Consider the following 13,508-nt stretch of genomic DNA (forward strand, 5'->3'; position numbering starts at 1 on the left):
CAAAGAGCTTACTGTTACAAAAAAGAGCGCGAGACAGACGAAGCCGACGAAGGCTGCGAAATCGGCTCGGTCCACACCACCGGCAAAAGCCGCAAAGTCGGCTCGACCCTCGAAGGGGCAGTGCGTCGGATACATCCGAGTGAGCACGCTCGACCAACGTGAGGATCGGCAGCTCGAAGGCGTGACGGTGGACCGCCGTTTCGTGGATCACGTTTCAGGCAAAGACGTAAAACGGCCGCAGCTCACAGCCATGCTCTCGTTCGTCCGCGAGGGAGACACCGTGGTGTGTCACTCGATGGACCGGCTGGGCCGCAACCTGGATGATCTTCGCAAGCTGGTCTTCGGCTTGACAGAACGAGGCATACGCGTCGAGTTCCGCAAGGAAAATCTCATCTTCACCGGCGAGGACTCGCCGATGGCGAATCTGCTGTTGAGCGTTATGGGAGCCATTGCAGAGTTTGAGAGGCAACTGATTCGTGAGCGCCAACGAGAGGGAATTGAGCTTGCGAAAAAGCGCGGCGTTTACAAAGGCAGGCCAAGAACGCTGAGTGCGGAAGTCGTCGCTTCGCTCGTCCAAAGGTTTGAAGCCGGGGAAAAGCCGTCGGTGCTTGCGCGAGAATTTGGGGTTTCGAGAATGACTCTGCATCGCTATAGAACGAAAGCGATCGGCGCGGGCTCCTCATGACGAAGCCGAAGCAGATCGTGATGCATTGCCCCTGTGGGAACGCCAAGGTTCTCGCAAAGGGCCTGTGCTCGACGTGCTATACGCTGAAGCGCCAGGATGAGGAGTACTTCGGCGGTCATCGTGAGGAAGTGCTGAAGCGTGACGACTATCGCTGCCGCGTTCCAGGATGCACAACTCTGAAGCGTGGGAAGCGCTCGGTGGCGGTACATCACAGGGAAGCGGGGAACAGCGACCCGGCAAAGATGCTGACGCTGTGCTTGCCATGTCACGCGAAGGTGACACGCACCTTTTACGTGCAGGACGACTGGCCGGAGTTCTTGCGAGTGCTGTGGCGAGAACAACATCCTGAGGGGCATGAGCAGGGCGCTTTAGATTTCGTGACGACGACGCCTCAAGCGAAGAACGTATTGCTCTTCAAAGAGATGGATGATCGGCCGGAAGCAAAACGAACGCGACAGCGGTAGCTTTTGCGTATTTTCGTATTGACGAATTGACGTTATTCAGAAGGTGATGCTAGTGCGAAGGGAGCCGAGAGGCTCCCTTCGTCAGAACTGATGCTAACGGTCCATTCTCTCTAGGATGGGTCCAAGCAAGTACGCTACGAAAAAGCCTCCACCATAAATAAGCGCCGAACCCCAAAGCAGGAACCGGCTCAATTTGCTGACTTCGCCGCATGTCGTTGGGTCATCTGCATCGCAAGTCTCTCCGTCACGAAGGCGTGGAGCGATCACGTAGGTCATGACAAAACTACATGCAATCAGAGTTCCCGCGACGCTAAAGGTCCAAGCCTTATGCCTGGATAGACTGACCAGCCACGGAGCCGCGGAGAGCAGGGAAGCCACGGCGGTTCCCATCCCAAGGAGCACCAGGACGGAAGGCAGGGCACAGCAAATGAGCGTGCTGAACGAGCTGAACAGGGAGAAGTAGTTGAGCAGGGCCGCTCGTCTGGCCCTGCGTTCTGATGCGATCGAGGTTGTTGCGGCGTTCATTTCGCCTCCGAGATGGAGTCGTACTTGAGCGTGTCTGGGACTTTACCCTTGGGAGCCTGTGGGAGCGTGCCGGTGATGCTGACAGTCTTGCCGAGCAGGGAAGAGACGTTCGTCCCTGACCCGCTCAGCGAGTACCTATCGTTCGTGCCGGCCACCTCAAACACAGGTGCATCGGCCGTGCCGGTGATCTTTCCCTTGGCGACGATCTTCGCGTCCTTGTGAGTGAATCCGTTCTTCTCTACAGCCTGATTGAACTGCTGCATTCCAGCCCCGTTGCCGACCGCGAGCTGGATCGAAACAAGGCCGCTGTTCAGGTCGACATCGACCTTATTGACTCCCTGTATGCCCTTCATCGAGACGTGAATCGCATGAGCGCAGGGAGCACAATCCATCCCGAAGACGGTCATGTTGACTTGGTTGTACTCGGCGTGGGCGGCGAGTGTGGAAAGCGAGAGCGCTGCGAGAACGATGAGCTTATTCATGACTGGTCCTTAGTGTTTGGTCGTCTTGGACGAGAACCGGAGATAGCTGAAGTTGAGGGCGAAGCGGACGTTTTCGCGTCCATAACGGGTCGTGGAAACGTCTCGATAGAGCGGCGCCTGTATGCCGCCTTCGATCGCCACGTTCTTAAAGATCGCGAGTACGGAAGGCCCGAGCCAAAGCGAGGTAGAGCTGCTGTCGGGTACGACCGCGTTTTGGACACGTACGCCCCCGGTGTGCTCGCCGGTGAACTCCACGAGGCCACGGTAGTCCCACTGGTCGTAGCCGCGCCGCAGCTTCGCGGGTCGGAAACCGTACACCGTACTCCACGAGATGGTGTCAGGACGCCTGCTTTCTCCCTTCTCGAAGAAGCCGGTGTACCCGCCCCCAAGCCAGAGGTACTGACTGCGCGAAGCAAAGCCCGCAGCCAGCGTACCGGCGACTCCAGGAGCCCGGTGGATGTTTCCAAGGATGCCCGCATCAGGCTGCGGTCCGGGCACGACAAGAGCGAGTGAGCCTGTTGCTTCCAGCCGTTTCCCCACTTGGGTGACGGAGTGAAAGAAGCGCCACGACGCCCCTGCACTCCATTCGCCTGTCGGGAAGATGCGAGACTCGGGCAGTGATCCGCTACCGAAGGTGGCTGGAAGGAAGGCAGTGAAAGTGAGGTGTGGGGTTAAGCCATAGCCACATGCTGTGCCGGTGGAAAGCTGCGTTCCCCGGCTCCCATTGCGTCCGAAGATACCGGCATCGCAGCTTACCTCCCCTTGAGAATTGACTGGCGTTGCATAGCCGAATACGGGGCCATGGTCTGAGGCCCAGAGCGGTGCAGAAAGCATCAACACACCCGCCAGGGTGGCGAGATGTCTCATCGTTACTCCTTGGTTGCAAATGAATTTCAGGCACGCGGAAGCGTGCAGGTCATTTGGCCTGGGAGCGAATCAGATGCGGAGAACGATGGTCGAAGCGATCAAAAGACCCGGAGGAGAATGCTGACTCGGGAACTGCCAGGAGTGACCGACAGAGGCGGGCAGTTCGAACACTAGAGGATAGAGGAGCGCTACCAAAACAAGAGGGAGGACGGGAGCCGCCACGACATGAGCCGGTAGCTGGCCAGGGTCGTTTCGGACCTCGATCTGGCAGCATCCCTGCTTCGCCATTTCCCCGCACTTGCCGTGCATCTGCTGGCAGCAGTCCTGTTCCATCTGAGTCATCTTCGGACTCGCTGCGCACGCAAGGACCGGCATCATCATGACGAGCATGATGAAAACAGCCACGACGCTGGAAAGCCTGCGCACCTCTTAACTATATTCCTCTGGCCTCTAGCAATGGCAGACCTCGCCCTTGCTGGCTTCGCTAGCCTCTTTCAGCACGATGGGGAGTAGAAGCAATGCGGCGACGGAGTCGGCCCACGCGAGATTGAAGAAAAAGTTGACTAGAAGGCCAGCGAGAGCGATCCACGACATATAAGCGCAGATGTTGCTCTGGGCTGCATCGGCACTTAGAGCGCGGCTCCCCGTCTCCGCTGCCAGCTTCTTCTTCGCCCGTCCCAGCAGAGGCATGATGATCGCGGCGACGACAAGCAGCCCAATCCCCAGCACTGTAGGCTCCGGCTGGAGCGGGGTACTCACAAGGCTTAGGGCCGAAGTGACCACGATGTACGCTGCAAGAACGTACAGAAGAGCCGCTGAGATTCGGGCAGCGAGGCGTTCGGAAATCGATCCAGAGGCGAAACGCTGGAGAACGACAAAAGCTGAAAGCAGTTCAATCCCGCTATCCGCACCGAAGGCAGTCAGCGCAACGCTGCGGGCCCGAATTCCAGCAAAGAGTGCGACGCTCAATTCGACGCACATCCATCCGATGGTGACGAGCTGGAGCATCCTCACGGTAGAGGCTTGCTGCTTCGACGTATTTGTGAGTACCTGCTCCAAGTGTTGTCCCCGTTTTAGAAGCTGAATTTGGCGCCGCCATTAGCAACCCGCCCGTCCAGCGGAGCCCATGCGTCAACCGTCCAGCGCCCGTCCGACTCCCGGCTCGGTAGCAACAGAGGATCCCAGCGCGTCTGCCGAACGTTTGTAAGATTCTCCAGGTTGAGAAAGAGCTTCACATGCGCGGTAACCTTGCGCTCTCCCATGGCACCGACCAGAACGTAGGGGCGGGATACATCGCGGTAAGGGTTGTACTCCAAGCGCTGCTCTCCGGTGTAGTAGCACTCAAGCCCGATGCGGGTTGTGCCTTCCCTTTCCCAGGTGCCTACGACGCCGAAGTTCTGACGCGGAGTAAGGGCCACATCGGCGCGGCCGCCTACAGGTTCAAGTTCGCTGGTCCGGACGTAGGTATATGTGCTGGTCACGGAAAACGGCGCTTTCCGGTAGGTTGCCAGCAGCTCCACGCCTCGATTCCTCGTCGGCCCAGTCAGATTGAGAAGCTCGTACACTGCACCGCGATCTGTGTAGACCGGGTGATCGATGTTGGAAGCGAAGAACGTAGAGCTGAGTGATATTGCCCCAAAGCTCCGCGATAGATCGACAGAGGCATTGCGACCGCGTTCTGCTTTGAGTGGCGCGAGCAGTTGAAGTTTGGCGAGCCCTGCCGCCTCGGTCTCTTCGGTGAGTGGCGTTGGCGCAAAGAAACCCTGCCCAACCGAGAGACGGCTTGTCCACCCAGCCTTTCTTAGAAGTACCGAAATTCTGGGACTGAAGAATGTGCCGTACACATTATGAAAATCGACCCTGGCGCTGCCTGAAATGCTCATCCACGGGGCTACTTCGATGTCGTCCTGGCCGAAGATGCCTGGGACAACATAGGTGTAGGAAAAACGTGGAACGTCGTGAGGCCGGTAGCTATCCCTTTGAGCCGCAGCGCCCGCTACCCATGTGTTCTTGCGTGCCGATCCGCGCAGCGACACCTCGCCAAAGATTAGGCCGTGACGATCCTTCTCTACATCCTCGCCGAACTGGTGACGGTGGTCCTGATCGGAAGCTGCGAAGCGAGTTGAAAGGACATAACGACCATCGAGAATCCTTTGCGCATTCCCGCCTAGATCGTAGCGAGCGGACTTCAGCGCCTCGGTGTATGGCTGGCCGGTCACGGGCAGCACCGCTCCGGCAATCGTGCCGCCTGAGCGGTCTTCATACGTGATTCCGGCTGTTAGGACAGCGGTGCCGCCGTTCTTGTTATCCCAGAAGAATCGGGGCCGAAACACGCCGCGACCGTAGCCTGCGACATCTGCCCAGCCGTCGCCGTTTAGGTCCTGATGTTCCTGACCATAACCTCCCGCAAGCAGGGTCGCTCCCCAGTGAGGCGTGAGCTGGGAGCCGAGAAACATGGAACCGTCAGTTGCTCCGAGAGACGAGCGGTTGAAGAGGAATTCACGTGTTGGTTTTTTGTCGGGTCGGCGTGAAATTAGGTTGACGACGCCGGCCATTGCCGAGCTGCCGTAAAGAGCAGAGGCGTTGCCCTTGATGATCTCGACCTGGGCTAGATCCATCGGTGGAATTTGCAGTAGTCCTAGTCCCGCTCCTTGCTGACCGAACAAAGGGAGGCCATCGGTTAGGAAAGCGGTATATCTGCCCCTCATACCTTGAACCCGAACGCTGGAGGCTCCAAGTCCTGGAGAGGTGGTCTGCACACGGATGCCACCCATCTCGTTTAGCAGCATGCTGATGTCGCCAGGTCTCATGGCCAGCTCTTCGTTGATTTCATCGGTGCCGACGACCTCAACATGCAGCGGAGAATCCTGCAGTCGGGTGTTCGTACGAGTCGCGTACACCGTGACTTCTTCTTCCTCGGTCTTGGCAGGCTGTAGTTCGATCTCCACTCCTGCCTGCTGATTGGCCGTAACGGTGACGATCGTGTGGACAGGGAAGAAACCGTCCTTGCTCACGTCGATGGCTATCCGCCCCGGCGAACTCGGCAGTACAGCCGTTCCATCTGGTCCCGTACTGACACTCTTGCCATTTGTGGTGACGACGGCATCGTTTACAGGGCCTAAGTCAGTCTTGACCTCGACGCGGATCGTAGGGCCCGCCGACTGCGCCGAAGCGGTGGTGGCGACACACAGAAGCAGAAGCGCGAGGGCAGCTTTCATCGTTTAAACGTAGAGCCTATAGTCGCTATAGGGTCAAGCGATTATGGTGGAACATCTGAGTATTGGTGAGCTAGCAAAGAAATCGGGCGTAAAAGTCGTCACGATTCGGTATTACGAGCAGATCGGGCTGCTGCCCGCTCCAGCACGGACGGAAGCGAACTACCGCGCTTATAACCGAGAGCACGCCAGTCGGCTCGGATTCATCCGTAGAGGTCGTGATCTCGGTTTCACGCTCGATCAGGTACGAGGTCTCCTTCGCTTGTCGTCCGAAGACGCGCCTTCTTGCGAGGAGGTCTGCTGCTTGGCAGCAACACATCTGCAATCGATTGAAGAAAAGATAGCTGACTTGGAACGACTCGCCGCAGAGCTGCGAAGGATTAGCGCTTCGTGTAGCGGATGCCTGCCTATGTCCGAATGCCGGATTATTGAGGCTCTGACTCAAGATGCTCGGACTTGAGGGTTACCGTGATCTATTCACAATCTGAGAAGGAAAGCCTATGGCTGCCGTCGATTTCATGATGGCGTCGGGCGTGGTTCTTTCGTCATCGAAGGACACAACCAACTCTTTGCTGTCATAACGGACAGCAACATTCTCCACGCCTTTATCCTTCAGAAGAGCCTTCTTGATGGTCACAGGGCATGTAGGACAGTTCATCCCTGGGACTTTTACGATCACAGTTCTAGGTGCGGCCCAGACAGGCGATGCCATAGCAAAGAGCAGAGTGATGAGCGCGGAAGGAGCAATCTTCATAGAACCTTTCAAGAGTTAGTAAAGGAAAGGAGCAATGTAGGGGAATGTGAAGCCGATGAGAGCCAGCAGACCAATTACACCCAGGAAGATCATTTGGAAACGTTTGGCCTTCGGAGTGAAACAGGGGTTGTCGGCCCCGCATTCGGGGGGCTTTCGGAAGATGCGGAGCGAGGCCAGACACAGGGCAAGAACACTCAAAGCGAGGAAGAATGGCCGATACGGTTCCAGCGCAGACAGACTCCCGATCCATGCTCCGCTAAACCCGAGCATCACAAGCACGAGCGGTCCAAGACAGCAGGATGATGCAAGCAAGGCGGCAACGCCGCCCATCGCCAGGACTCCCGAACTGCCTTTAGCTTCTGTCTTCATGCATTCTGACTTTCACGCGCGGCCTGTCTTATGACTTCAAGCGGAGGCAGGCCGGAACGTCTTCCTTCCGCATCGGCGTACGTACGGCAGCCAAACCCGAAGGTTACCGTCTCCCGCGCTTCAGGCTCGATGTCCAGACCGTTTACTCGAACACTTGGCGATCCGAGAAAGCTCATTTTCCGAGCCATTGCGGGATCGGTAATTTCGACTTCTTCCACGGCCAATGTGAGGCCTTCCATCGACAAGGCTTTTCGGACCTGCTCCACAGCGGGTTCATGATTTGGGCAACCCTTGAAATACAGAACTTCTACGGTCATCTCGACACTTTCTCTTTCCCCGATTCCAGCTCCTGTAAAACCGGGCATTTCACATCGCATGAATTGGTGAGGGCTGCGTTGCATTGCTGCTGTGCCTTGGCTAGACGCTTCTCGATCGACTTGAGGCCGGCGATTTTCGCTTTAACCTGTTCAATCTTGCTGGCTATGAGGTCACGAACATGCGAGCATTCACCCGACTCGCCGTCTTCGATAACCAGCAACTCACGGATCTCTTGAAGGGAGAAGCCTAATTGTTGTGCGCGGCCAATAAGCTGCAATCGGTCCACAGCATGCTCGTCATAGAGCCGGTAACCTCCGGCGCTACGCTGTGGCGGCCCAATCAGGCTCTCCTTTTCGTAGAAGCGGATCGTGTCGATGCTCAAACCAGTATTCTGCGCAACTTCCCCGATCAGCATATCGGCCTCACAATTAGCATAGAGTCTGGAGTCAACTCCAGAGTCAAGCCTGCGTGCAATAGCTTTAGCGAGCAAGACCTTCCTTGCCTAGCAGGGACTGCACTCTCTTCCGGATGTCGTCACGGATGACCCGAACCTCCTCCACAGGCAGACCTTTCGGATCTTTCAGAGGCCAATCGTCCCGTCGTAGGCCGGGGACATAAGGGCAGTTGTCGCCGCAGCCCATGGTGATGAGGAGACTCGCGTCATTCGCAAGCTCCTGGGTGAGCTTCTGAGGCTTGGCATTGGAAAGATCAATGCCGACCTCCTGCATGATCGTCAACACTTCCGGATGCACCCGCACACCGGGGTCCGTACCGGCGGAAACGGCCTGAGCCTTTGTCGGATCTGCGAGCTGATTGAAGAATGCGGCTGCCATCTGAGACCGGCCTGCGTTGTGGATGCAGGCGAAAATTACCTTGCGCATGAAGATTCCTTTGTTGGTTGGTTTTGGGATTGCAGGCTCCATGCCTGGCTTGCCATTTGAACGGGGTCCCACGGGCTGCTGAGTGGTGGGGTATAGCTTAGGTCGAGATCGGAGACCTCATCGACCGTCATCTCGTGGAAGAGTGCCGCTGCGAATATGTCGATACGCTTGGAGACTTCCGCTCCCCATGTACCCATAAGCTGGGCACCTAAGAGCCGACCTGTAGTGAGATCCGCGGTTACGCGGGCGCGCAACTGCGTAGCTCCTGGGTAGTAAGCTTTGTGGTCGTTCAGGGTGCTCTCAACGGTAAAGGGTCGGAAGCCTTCGCGCTGGGCCTCATCCTGTCGTAGTCCTGTCCGGGCGATCACCCGGTTGAAGATTTTGACGACCTGCGTCCCCAGAGAGCCTGCGAATTCACGGTGAAGGCCCAGAGCAGTCTCCCCAGCCGTTCGACCTTGCTTGTGGGCCGTGGTTCCGAGCGGAAGATAGGTGTGGCGCTTGAGAAGACGGTGCCAGGTCTCGGCACAATCACCTGCAACGTAGATATCAGGGGCACCGCTTTCCATCTTGCGATTGGTGAGCAGGGCACCTTTCTCGCCAGTCTGCAGGCCGGCCTCGATGCCAAGAGTCGCATTGGGCTTTACACCCACAGCAATCAACACCAGCTCGCAGTCCTGCTCAAAGCCCTGACTGCCGGAAACGTGGAGGTGGTCGCTGACCTGGGTGATGCGCTGCACCTCGACGTTTGTAGAGACGGCTATGCCGTGATGTTCCAACTCCTGGCGAACCGTCTCACCAAACTCAGAATCCACAGTTGCGAGGACCGTCTTTGTGCGGCTGGCGACGGTCACCTCAATCCCTCGATGCGTGAGCGCGTCCGCCATCTCCAAGCCGATGTATCCGGCACCAACGATGACCGCGCGGCGTGGCTTCGCTCTGTCCAAATATTCATGGACCGCAAAGCTGTCCTTCATCGTATGGAGCAGGAAGATGCCCGGGAGTTGCCAGCTATCAATCCGGGGCGCGACGGGGCTTGCACCCGTCGCAATCAGTAGCTTGTCGTACGGAAGGGAAAGATGCCCCTTGACCTCAGCCTCAACCTCTACGGTTTTGGAGTGTCTATTGATCCTGGTCGCGCGATGGCCTCGGCGAACCGAGATGCCCGCGAACTCCGTTCGATGGGCAAGGCTGCGCCAGTCGGGGGTTTCCCCGCTCAGATAAAAGGGGAGACCGCAGATGCTGTAATTCGGGAAGTCGTCCTCCAGAAGTACTTCGATCTCGGCCTCTGGGTTGATCTCCTGAGCACGGAGGGCGGCGCTGATTCCCGCGTCGCTGCCGCCAATGATGAGAAACCGGGGCGTCATCCCTGCAGCCTTCCGATGCTGTCGAGTTCCTTCTTGATGGCGAAGGTTTCCATGCTTGCGAGAGGAAGGGCGAGCAGCAGTGAGAGCCGGGTGGAGAGCATGGCAAATGCCTGCTTGTAAGCCCGCTCCACGTTCGCCGCATCGCCCTCAACGCAGGCGGGATCGGGTATGCCCCAGTGAGCCGTGATTGGCTGCCCCGGCCATACCGGGCAGACTTCCTTGGCGGCGTTATCGCATACGGTGAAGACGAAGCTGAGATGCGGAGCGTGGGGTCCGGTGAACTCTTCCCACGACTTGCTCCTAAGCCCTTCAGCGTTGAGACCGGCATCTTTGATTTGCCTGATAGCTTCCGGGCGCACCGATCCTGATGGGTGACTTCCGGCACTGAACGCCGTGAAGTTCGGTGCGCCTCGGTGGTTCATAATGGCTTCCGCCATGATGGACCGGCTGGAATTGCCAGTGCAAAGAAACAAGACGTTGAAGTGTGGCATGCGCGTCCTCTACTACACCGCTGAGGGCTTGATAGCGTAGACCTTCACGCTGGCGGCCGCTTCGTTCACGTCGTACTGCGAGAGCAGGGTCGTTAGTTCCTCGTGCAGGGAAGGGGACGCGCTGGACGCTGGGGTGCAGCAAGCCTCTTCAAGGACCTGGAGCGGATTGCCGGTGTCCATGCTGGGTGAGCAGCAACCTGCCTGATTCTCGACCTTGGCGTAAGCGTTGAGGTCGGCTCCGCTGTCCACGATCTCAACGTGTTGGAATCCAGCTTCAACGAGACCTGCGCGGTAGTCGTCGATCAGGACAGCACCTGCGATGCAACCCACGTACGCTGCCATACTTTGAGCTACTGCCTCGGGCAGTTCGTGTTTCAGGGCAATGTCGCTCAAGGCCACTCGGCCGCCCGGCTTGAGCACACGTGCGATTTCGCGGAAAACGGCTGGCTTGTCGGGCGCAAGATTGATGACGCAGTTGGAGATGACGCAATCGACTGAGGCATCGGGCAAGGGAATTTGGTCGATGGTCGATTGGTAGAACTCAACGTTGCTGTATCCGCCTTTGACGGCGTTTTCCCTTGCACGTTCAATCATTGCGGTGGTCATGTCGATGCCAATGGCACGGCCTTCAGGGCCAACCATTCGCGCTGCGAGGAACACATCCAACCCGCCACCTGATCCCAGGTCCACGACGACCTCACCGGAACGGAGATGGGCTGTCGCTGTCGGATTACCGCAGGAAAGTCCCATGTTGGCCTCTGCAGGTATGGACGTCAGTTCCTCGGCGCTGTACCCGAAGGCCTCCGCTACGGCCTTTACTCCTGCATGATCGCTCGACAGGCTGCTTTCTGCGACAGCTCCATACTTCGACTTCACCGAATCCAATAGCTGTTCTGACATACCGCCTCCAAACATTCGCTTAGGCGACTATATGGCTTGCCTTTGCATACGTCAAGGCGTATACATAAAAACATGGCTGCAAAGAAGGCGTATGACATCGAGCGGTTCTTTCAGGCGCTGGGAGACAATACCCGGCTCAGACTGCTGAACCTCATGGGCGATCAAGAAATTTGTGTTTGCTACTTCGTGGAAATCCTCGGCGGTCCGCAGCCGAAGATTTCCCGGCATCTTGCGTACCTTCGGAGCGCAGGCATTGTTGAGGCCAGACGAGAGAGCAAGTGGATGCACTACCGCATCGTCATGCCACCCCATATCGGAGCGACACAGGTTCTCCGGCAAACTCTTGCATGGCTCAAGGACGAGAAAACCATGCAGGCGGATAAGGCGAAACTCACCAAGGCTTGCTGCTCACCGTCGAAATACGCCCTTCTTGAGGGGGCTCCGCTTCCCACGCCAGTCAACGATGCTTCCTGCGAGGCCTGCTAGTGTCTACCGCCCCTGTTACTCACGGCCAAGTCTGTGCGCCTGCTGCACGGAAGAAACTCTCGTTTCTGGACCGATTCCTGACGCTCTGGATCTTCCTGGCGATGGCGATCGGCGTCGCCATCGGCCACTTCGTTCCATCCTCTGCCGACTTCGTGAACCGCTTTCAGAGCGGAACAACGAACATCCCTATCGCCATTGGCCTCATCATCATGATGTTCCCGCCGCTTGCGAAGGTTCGTTATGAGAAGCTGGGCGAAGTATTCCGCAACAAGCGCGTCCTCGGGCTCTCACTTGTACAGAATTGGCTTATTGGACCCGTCCTGATGTTCTTCTTGGCGATCCTCTGTCTGCGTAGTGAGCCAGCCTACATGCGCGGTCTGATATTGATCGGCATCGCGCGGTGCATCGCGATGGTGCTGGTCTGGAACGAACTGGCTGAAGGTGATACCGACTATGTTGCCGGCCTCGTCGCTATCAATAGCGTTTTCCAAGTGCTCTTCTATAGCCTCTACGCTTGGCTCTTCCTGACTATCTTGCCAAGGTATTTTGGGCTGCAGGGAAGTGTCGTGCCTATCGGAATCGCCCAAATCGCGAAGAGCGTAGGCCTTTACCTGGGCGTCCCGTTCGTCGCTGGGTTCCTGACTCGCTTTGTCCTGATCCGCGCCAAAGGTGAAGAATGGTACCGAACCCGCTTCGTACCGCGCATCAGCCCTCTTACCCTGGTGGCACTGCTATTCACGATCCTCGTGATGTTCTCGCTCAAGGGCGATTTGATTGTGCGGCTTCCACTCGATGTGGTGAAGATCGCGATTCCACTCGTTATCTACTTCCTCATCATGTTCCTGGTCAGTTTCTGGATGGGCAAGAAGTTGGGTGCGGACTACGCGCAGTCCGCAACGCTTTCGTTCACCGCAGCGGGCAACAATTTCGAGCTGGCTATTGCTGTCGCTGTTGCCGTGTTCGGTCTCAACTCTGGAGAGGCTTTCGTAGGCGTCGTAGGACCACTGATCGAGGTGCCAGCACTGATCGGTCTCGTCAACGTAGCGTTCTGGATGCGTCGCCGCTACTTCAGTTCCGAAGCCAAGAGCTTTCAGGTTCATCCAGCGGAAGACGCGCCATAACCGCGTTCAACAATGCCTTAGGCGCTTCGACTATACAGAACTATCCTTATCAGACGTAAACGTTTTAGAATGAATAGGATGGGTCGGACTTGCCGTTTTGGGAATGGTACAACAGACGTGAGCTTGGAGAATAGGTTGGGGGGGTTGCACTCTGCCTCAAAGAGGAGCATCATATTGAAAGCGACATTTATGTGCATCGGCTCAAGCCGTGATGTCGTTCCCGCCAGCAATGGCTTCCACGAGTGTGGTCATATCCAAGAGGCGCGCGAAAGTCTGACAAAGCCCCCGATGTTTGGGGGCTTTGTCACGTTAGCGTGGAATTCGCAGTCCTTTGTACGTGTTGTTGAGGATGATCCAAAACCTGACGCGCCTACCGTTCAAGGGCGTCGATCGATAGTCGGGCTCCTCAATGTATGCCGTCTCGACCAGCAGCTCCATCCGACCCTTTCCAGACTTCCTAACGCTGAAGATGATTACGTACTTCACAGGATTGCCTTGTAGATCCAAGAGGTCGCGTGTGAAGAAATTGCCGTTGACGCCGTTGTGCTGGGGCTTATTGTTTGGAAGGCTGCGAATGAGTTCAGGC

Annotated in this window: 17 protein-coding genes; 5 read left to right on the top strand and 12 right to left on the bottom strand. The window is 57.2% G+C overall.

Annotated features, from left to right (window positions below; all coding sequences use genetic code 11):
* Nucleotides 1-139 precede the first annotated feature (139 nt).
* Entirely contained in the window at nucleotides 140-685 is a 546-nt protein-coding gene (locus BLW03_RS19895) for a recombinase family protein (protein ID WP_244502226.1), read from the top strand.
* Nucleotides 682-1,149, top strand: coding sequence for an HNH endonuclease signature motif containing protein (locus BLW03_RS19900; RefSeq protein ID WP_074656214.1), 468 nt, complete (start codon nucleotides 682-684; stop codon nucleotides 1,147-1,149). Before BLW03_RS19895 ends, BLW03_RS19900 begins: the two co-directional genes overlap by 4 nt.
* 521 nt (nucleotides 1,150-1,670) lie before the next feature.
* Here the strand turns inward: BLW03_RS19900 and BLW03_RS19910 are convergent.
* The 4 genes from BLW03_RS19910 to BLW03_RS19930 form a co-directional block, all read right to left on the bottom strand.
* The gene (locus BLW03_RS19910) at nucleotides 1,671-2,156 is read right to left on the bottom strand and encodes a heavy-metal-associated domain-containing protein (RefSeq protein WP_074656216.1); all 486 of its coding nucleotides are present in this window, start codon (nucleotides 2,154-2,156) and stop codon (nucleotides 1,671-1,673) included.
* Nucleotides 2,157-2,165: 9 nt separating this feature from the next.
* The gene (locus BLW03_RS19915; RefSeq protein WP_074656217.1) at nucleotides 2,166-3,023 is read right to left on the bottom strand and encodes a hypothetical protein; all 858 of its coding nucleotides are present in this window, start codon (nucleotides 3,021-3,023) and stop codon (nucleotides 2,166-2,168) included.
* Nucleotides 3,024-3,473: 450 nt separating this feature from the next.
* On the bottom strand, nucleotides 3,474-4,031 hold the full coding sequence (locus BLW03_RS19925; protein ID WP_074656219.1) for a cation efflux transmembrane domain-containing protein: 558 nt from the start codon (nucleotides 4,029-4,031) through the stop codon (nucleotides 3,474-3,476).
* A gap of 65 nt (nucleotides 4,032-4,096) precedes the next feature.
* On the bottom strand, nucleotides 4,097-6,241 hold the full coding sequence (locus BLW03_RS19930; protein ID WP_074656220.1) for a TonB-dependent receptor plug domain-containing protein: 2,145 nt from the start codon (nucleotides 6,239-6,241) through the stop codon (nucleotides 4,097-4,099).
* A gap of 43 nt (nucleotides 6,242-6,284) precedes the next feature.
* On the opposite strand from BLW03_RS19930, the gene BLW03_RS21235 reads away from it, so the two are divergent.
* A complete protein-coding gene (locus BLW03_RS21235) occupies nucleotides 6,285-6,698 on the top strand; it encodes a MerR family transcriptional regulator (protein WP_212733259.1) in 414 nt (137 codons plus the stop codon).
* Nucleotides 6,699-6,701: 3 nt separating this feature from the next.
* Here the strand turns inward: BLW03_RS21235 and merP are convergent, their stop codons facing one another.
* The 8 genes from merP to arsM all read right to left on the bottom strand — a co-directional run bounded on the left by merP (nucleotide 6,702) and on the right by arsM (nucleotide 11,315).
* Entirely contained in the window at nucleotides 6,702-6,992 is a 291-nt protein-coding gene (merP, locus tag BLW03_RS19940; protein ID WP_074656221.1) for a mercury resistance system periplasmic binding protein MerP, read from the bottom strand.
* Between the two features lie 15 nt (nucleotides 6,993-7,007).
* Nucleotides 7,008-7,361, bottom strand: coding sequence for a mercuric transporter MerT family protein (locus tag BLW03_RS19945; protein WP_074656222.1), 354 nt, complete (start codon nucleotides 7,359-7,361; stop codon nucleotides 7,008-7,010).
* Nucleotides 7,358-7,678, bottom strand: a complete 321-nt coding sequence (locus BLW03_RS19950; RefSeq protein WP_074656223.1) for a DF family (seleno)protein — start codon at nucleotides 7,676-7,678, stop codon at nucleotides 7,358-7,360. The genes BLW03_RS19945 and BLW03_RS19950 overlap by 4 nt, the downstream gene beginning before the upstream one ends.
* Nucleotides 7,675-8,094 carry a heavy metal-responsive transcriptional regulator gene (locus tag BLW03_RS19955; protein WP_074656224.1) on the bottom strand — a complete coding sequence of 140 codons (420 nt, stop codon included), beginning with the start codon at nucleotides 8,092-8,094 and terminating at the stop codon, nucleotides 7,675-7,677. Before BLW03_RS19955 ends, BLW03_RS19950 begins: the two co-directional genes overlap by 4 nt.
* Before the next feature lie 64 nt (nucleotides 8,095-8,158).
* The gene (locus BLW03_RS19960; RefSeq protein ID WP_074656225.1) at nucleotides 8,159-8,560 is read right to left on the bottom strand and encodes an arsenate reductase ArsC; all 402 of its coding nucleotides are present in this window, start codon (nucleotides 8,558-8,560) and stop codon (nucleotides 8,159-8,161) included.
* Nucleotides 8,548-9,924, bottom strand: a complete 1,377-nt coding sequence (locus tag BLW03_RS19965; protein ID WP_074656226.1) for an FAD-dependent oxidoreductase — start codon at nucleotides 9,922-9,924, stop codon at nucleotides 8,548-8,550. Before BLW03_RS19965 ends, BLW03_RS19960 begins: the two co-directional genes overlap by 13 nt.
* A complete protein-coding gene (locus tag BLW03_RS19970) occupies nucleotides 9,921-10,415 on the bottom strand; it encodes an arsenate reductase ArsC (protein ID WP_074656227.1) in 495 nt (164 codons plus the stop codon). The genes BLW03_RS19965 and BLW03_RS19970 overlap by 4 nt, the downstream gene beginning before the upstream one ends.
* A 12-nt stretch (nucleotides 10,416-10,427) precedes the next feature.
* Nucleotides 10,428-11,315: an arsenite methyltransferase gene (gene arsM, locus BLW03_RS19975; RefSeq protein ID WP_074656228.1), complete on the bottom strand. Its 888-nt coding sequence runs from the start codon at nucleotides 11,313-11,315 to the stop codon at nucleotides 10,428-10,430.
* 72 nt (nucleotides 11,316-11,387) lie between these two features.
* On the opposite strand from arsM, the gene BLW03_RS19980 reads away from it, so the two are divergent.
* Together BLW03_RS19980 and arsB are read left to right on the top strand one after the other, a co-directional pair.
* The gene (locus tag BLW03_RS19980) at nucleotides 11,388-11,801 is read left to right on the top strand and encodes an ArsR/SmtB family transcription factor (protein WP_074656229.1); all 414 of its coding nucleotides are present in this window, start codon (nucleotides 11,388-11,390) and stop codon (nucleotides 11,799-11,801) included.
* Entirely contained in the window at nucleotides 11,801-12,922 is a 1,122-nt protein-coding gene (gene arsB, locus BLW03_RS19985; protein WP_074656230.1) for an ACR3 family arsenite efflux transporter, read from the top strand. The genes BLW03_RS19980 and arsB overlap by 1 nt, the downstream gene beginning before the upstream one ends.
* Nucleotides 12,923-13,508: the final 586 nt, after the last annotated feature.

It is taken from the genome of Terriglobus roseus, from assembly GCF_900105625.1.
In the GTDB taxonomy this organism is placed as follows: Bacteria; Acidobacteriota; Terriglobia; order Terriglobales; family Acidobacteriaceae; genus Terriglobus; species Terriglobus roseus_B.

What these genes read in the sequence shown, in the direction of transcription:
- BLW03_RS19960 (WP_074656225.1), bottom strand. Translation starts at nt 8,560, where the DNA reads ATGCGCAAGGTAATTTTCGCCTGCATCCACAACGCAGGCCGGTCTCAG.
- BLW03_RS19945 (WP_074656222.1), bottom strand. Translation starts at nt 7,361, where the DNA reads ATGAAGACAGAAGCTAAAGGCAGTTCGGGAGTCCTGGCGATGGGCGGC.
- BLW03_RS19925 (WP_074656219.1), bottom strand. Translation starts at nt 4,031, where the DNA reads ATGCTCCAGCTCGTCACCATCGGATGGATGTGCGTCGAATTGAGCGTC.
- BLW03_RS21235 (WP_212733259.1), top strand. Translation starts at nt 6,285, where the DNA reads ATGGTGGAACATCTGAGTATTGGTGAGCTAGCAAAGAAATCGGGCGTA.
- BLW03_RS19915 (WP_074656217.1), bottom strand. Translation starts at nt 3,023, where the DNA reads ATGAGACATCTCGCCACCCTGGCGGGTGTGTTGATGCTTTCTGCACCG.
- BLW03_RS19910 (WP_074656216.1), bottom strand. Translation starts at nt 2,156, where the DNA reads ATGAATAAGCTCATCGTTCTCGCAGCGCTCTCGCTTTCCACACTCGCC.
- BLW03_RS19930 (WP_074656220.1), bottom strand. Translation starts at nt 6,241, where the DNA reads ATGAAAGCTGCCCTCGCGCTTCTGCTTCTGTGTGTCGCCACCACCGCT.
- BLW03_RS19965 (WP_074656226.1), bottom strand. Translation starts at nt 9,924, where the DNA reads ATGACGCCCCGGTTTCTCATCATTGGCGGCAGCGACGCGGGAATCAGC.
- arsM (WP_074656228.1), bottom strand. Translation starts at nt 11,315, where the DNA reads ATGTCAGAACAGCTATTGGATTCGGTGAAGTCGAAGTATGGAGCTGTC.
- BLW03_RS19950 (WP_074656223.1), bottom strand. Translation starts at nt 7,678, where the DNA reads ATGACCGTAGAAGTTCTGTATTTCAAGGGTTGCCCAAATCATGAACCC.
- BLW03_RS19900 (WP_074656214.1), top strand. Translation starts at nt 682, where the DNA reads ATGACGAAGCCGAAGCAGATCGTGATGCATTGCCCCTGTGGGAACGCC.
- BLW03_RS19970 (WP_074656227.1), bottom strand. Translation starts at nt 10,415, where the DNA reads ATGCCACACTTCAACGTCTTGTTTCTTTGCACTGGCAATTCCAGCCGG.
- BLW03_RS19980 (WP_074656229.1), top strand. Translation starts at nt 11,388, where the DNA reads ATGGCTGCAAAGAAGGCGTATGACATCGAGCGGTTCTTTCAGGCGCTG.
- merP (WP_074656221.1), bottom strand. Translation starts at nt 6,992, where the DNA reads ATGAAGATTGCTCCTTCCGCGCTCATCACTCTGCTCTTTGCTATGGCA.
- BLW03_RS19955 (WP_074656224.1), bottom strand. Translation starts at nt 8,094, where the DNA reads ATGCTGATCGGGGAAGTTGCGCAGAATACTGGTTTGAGCATCGACACG.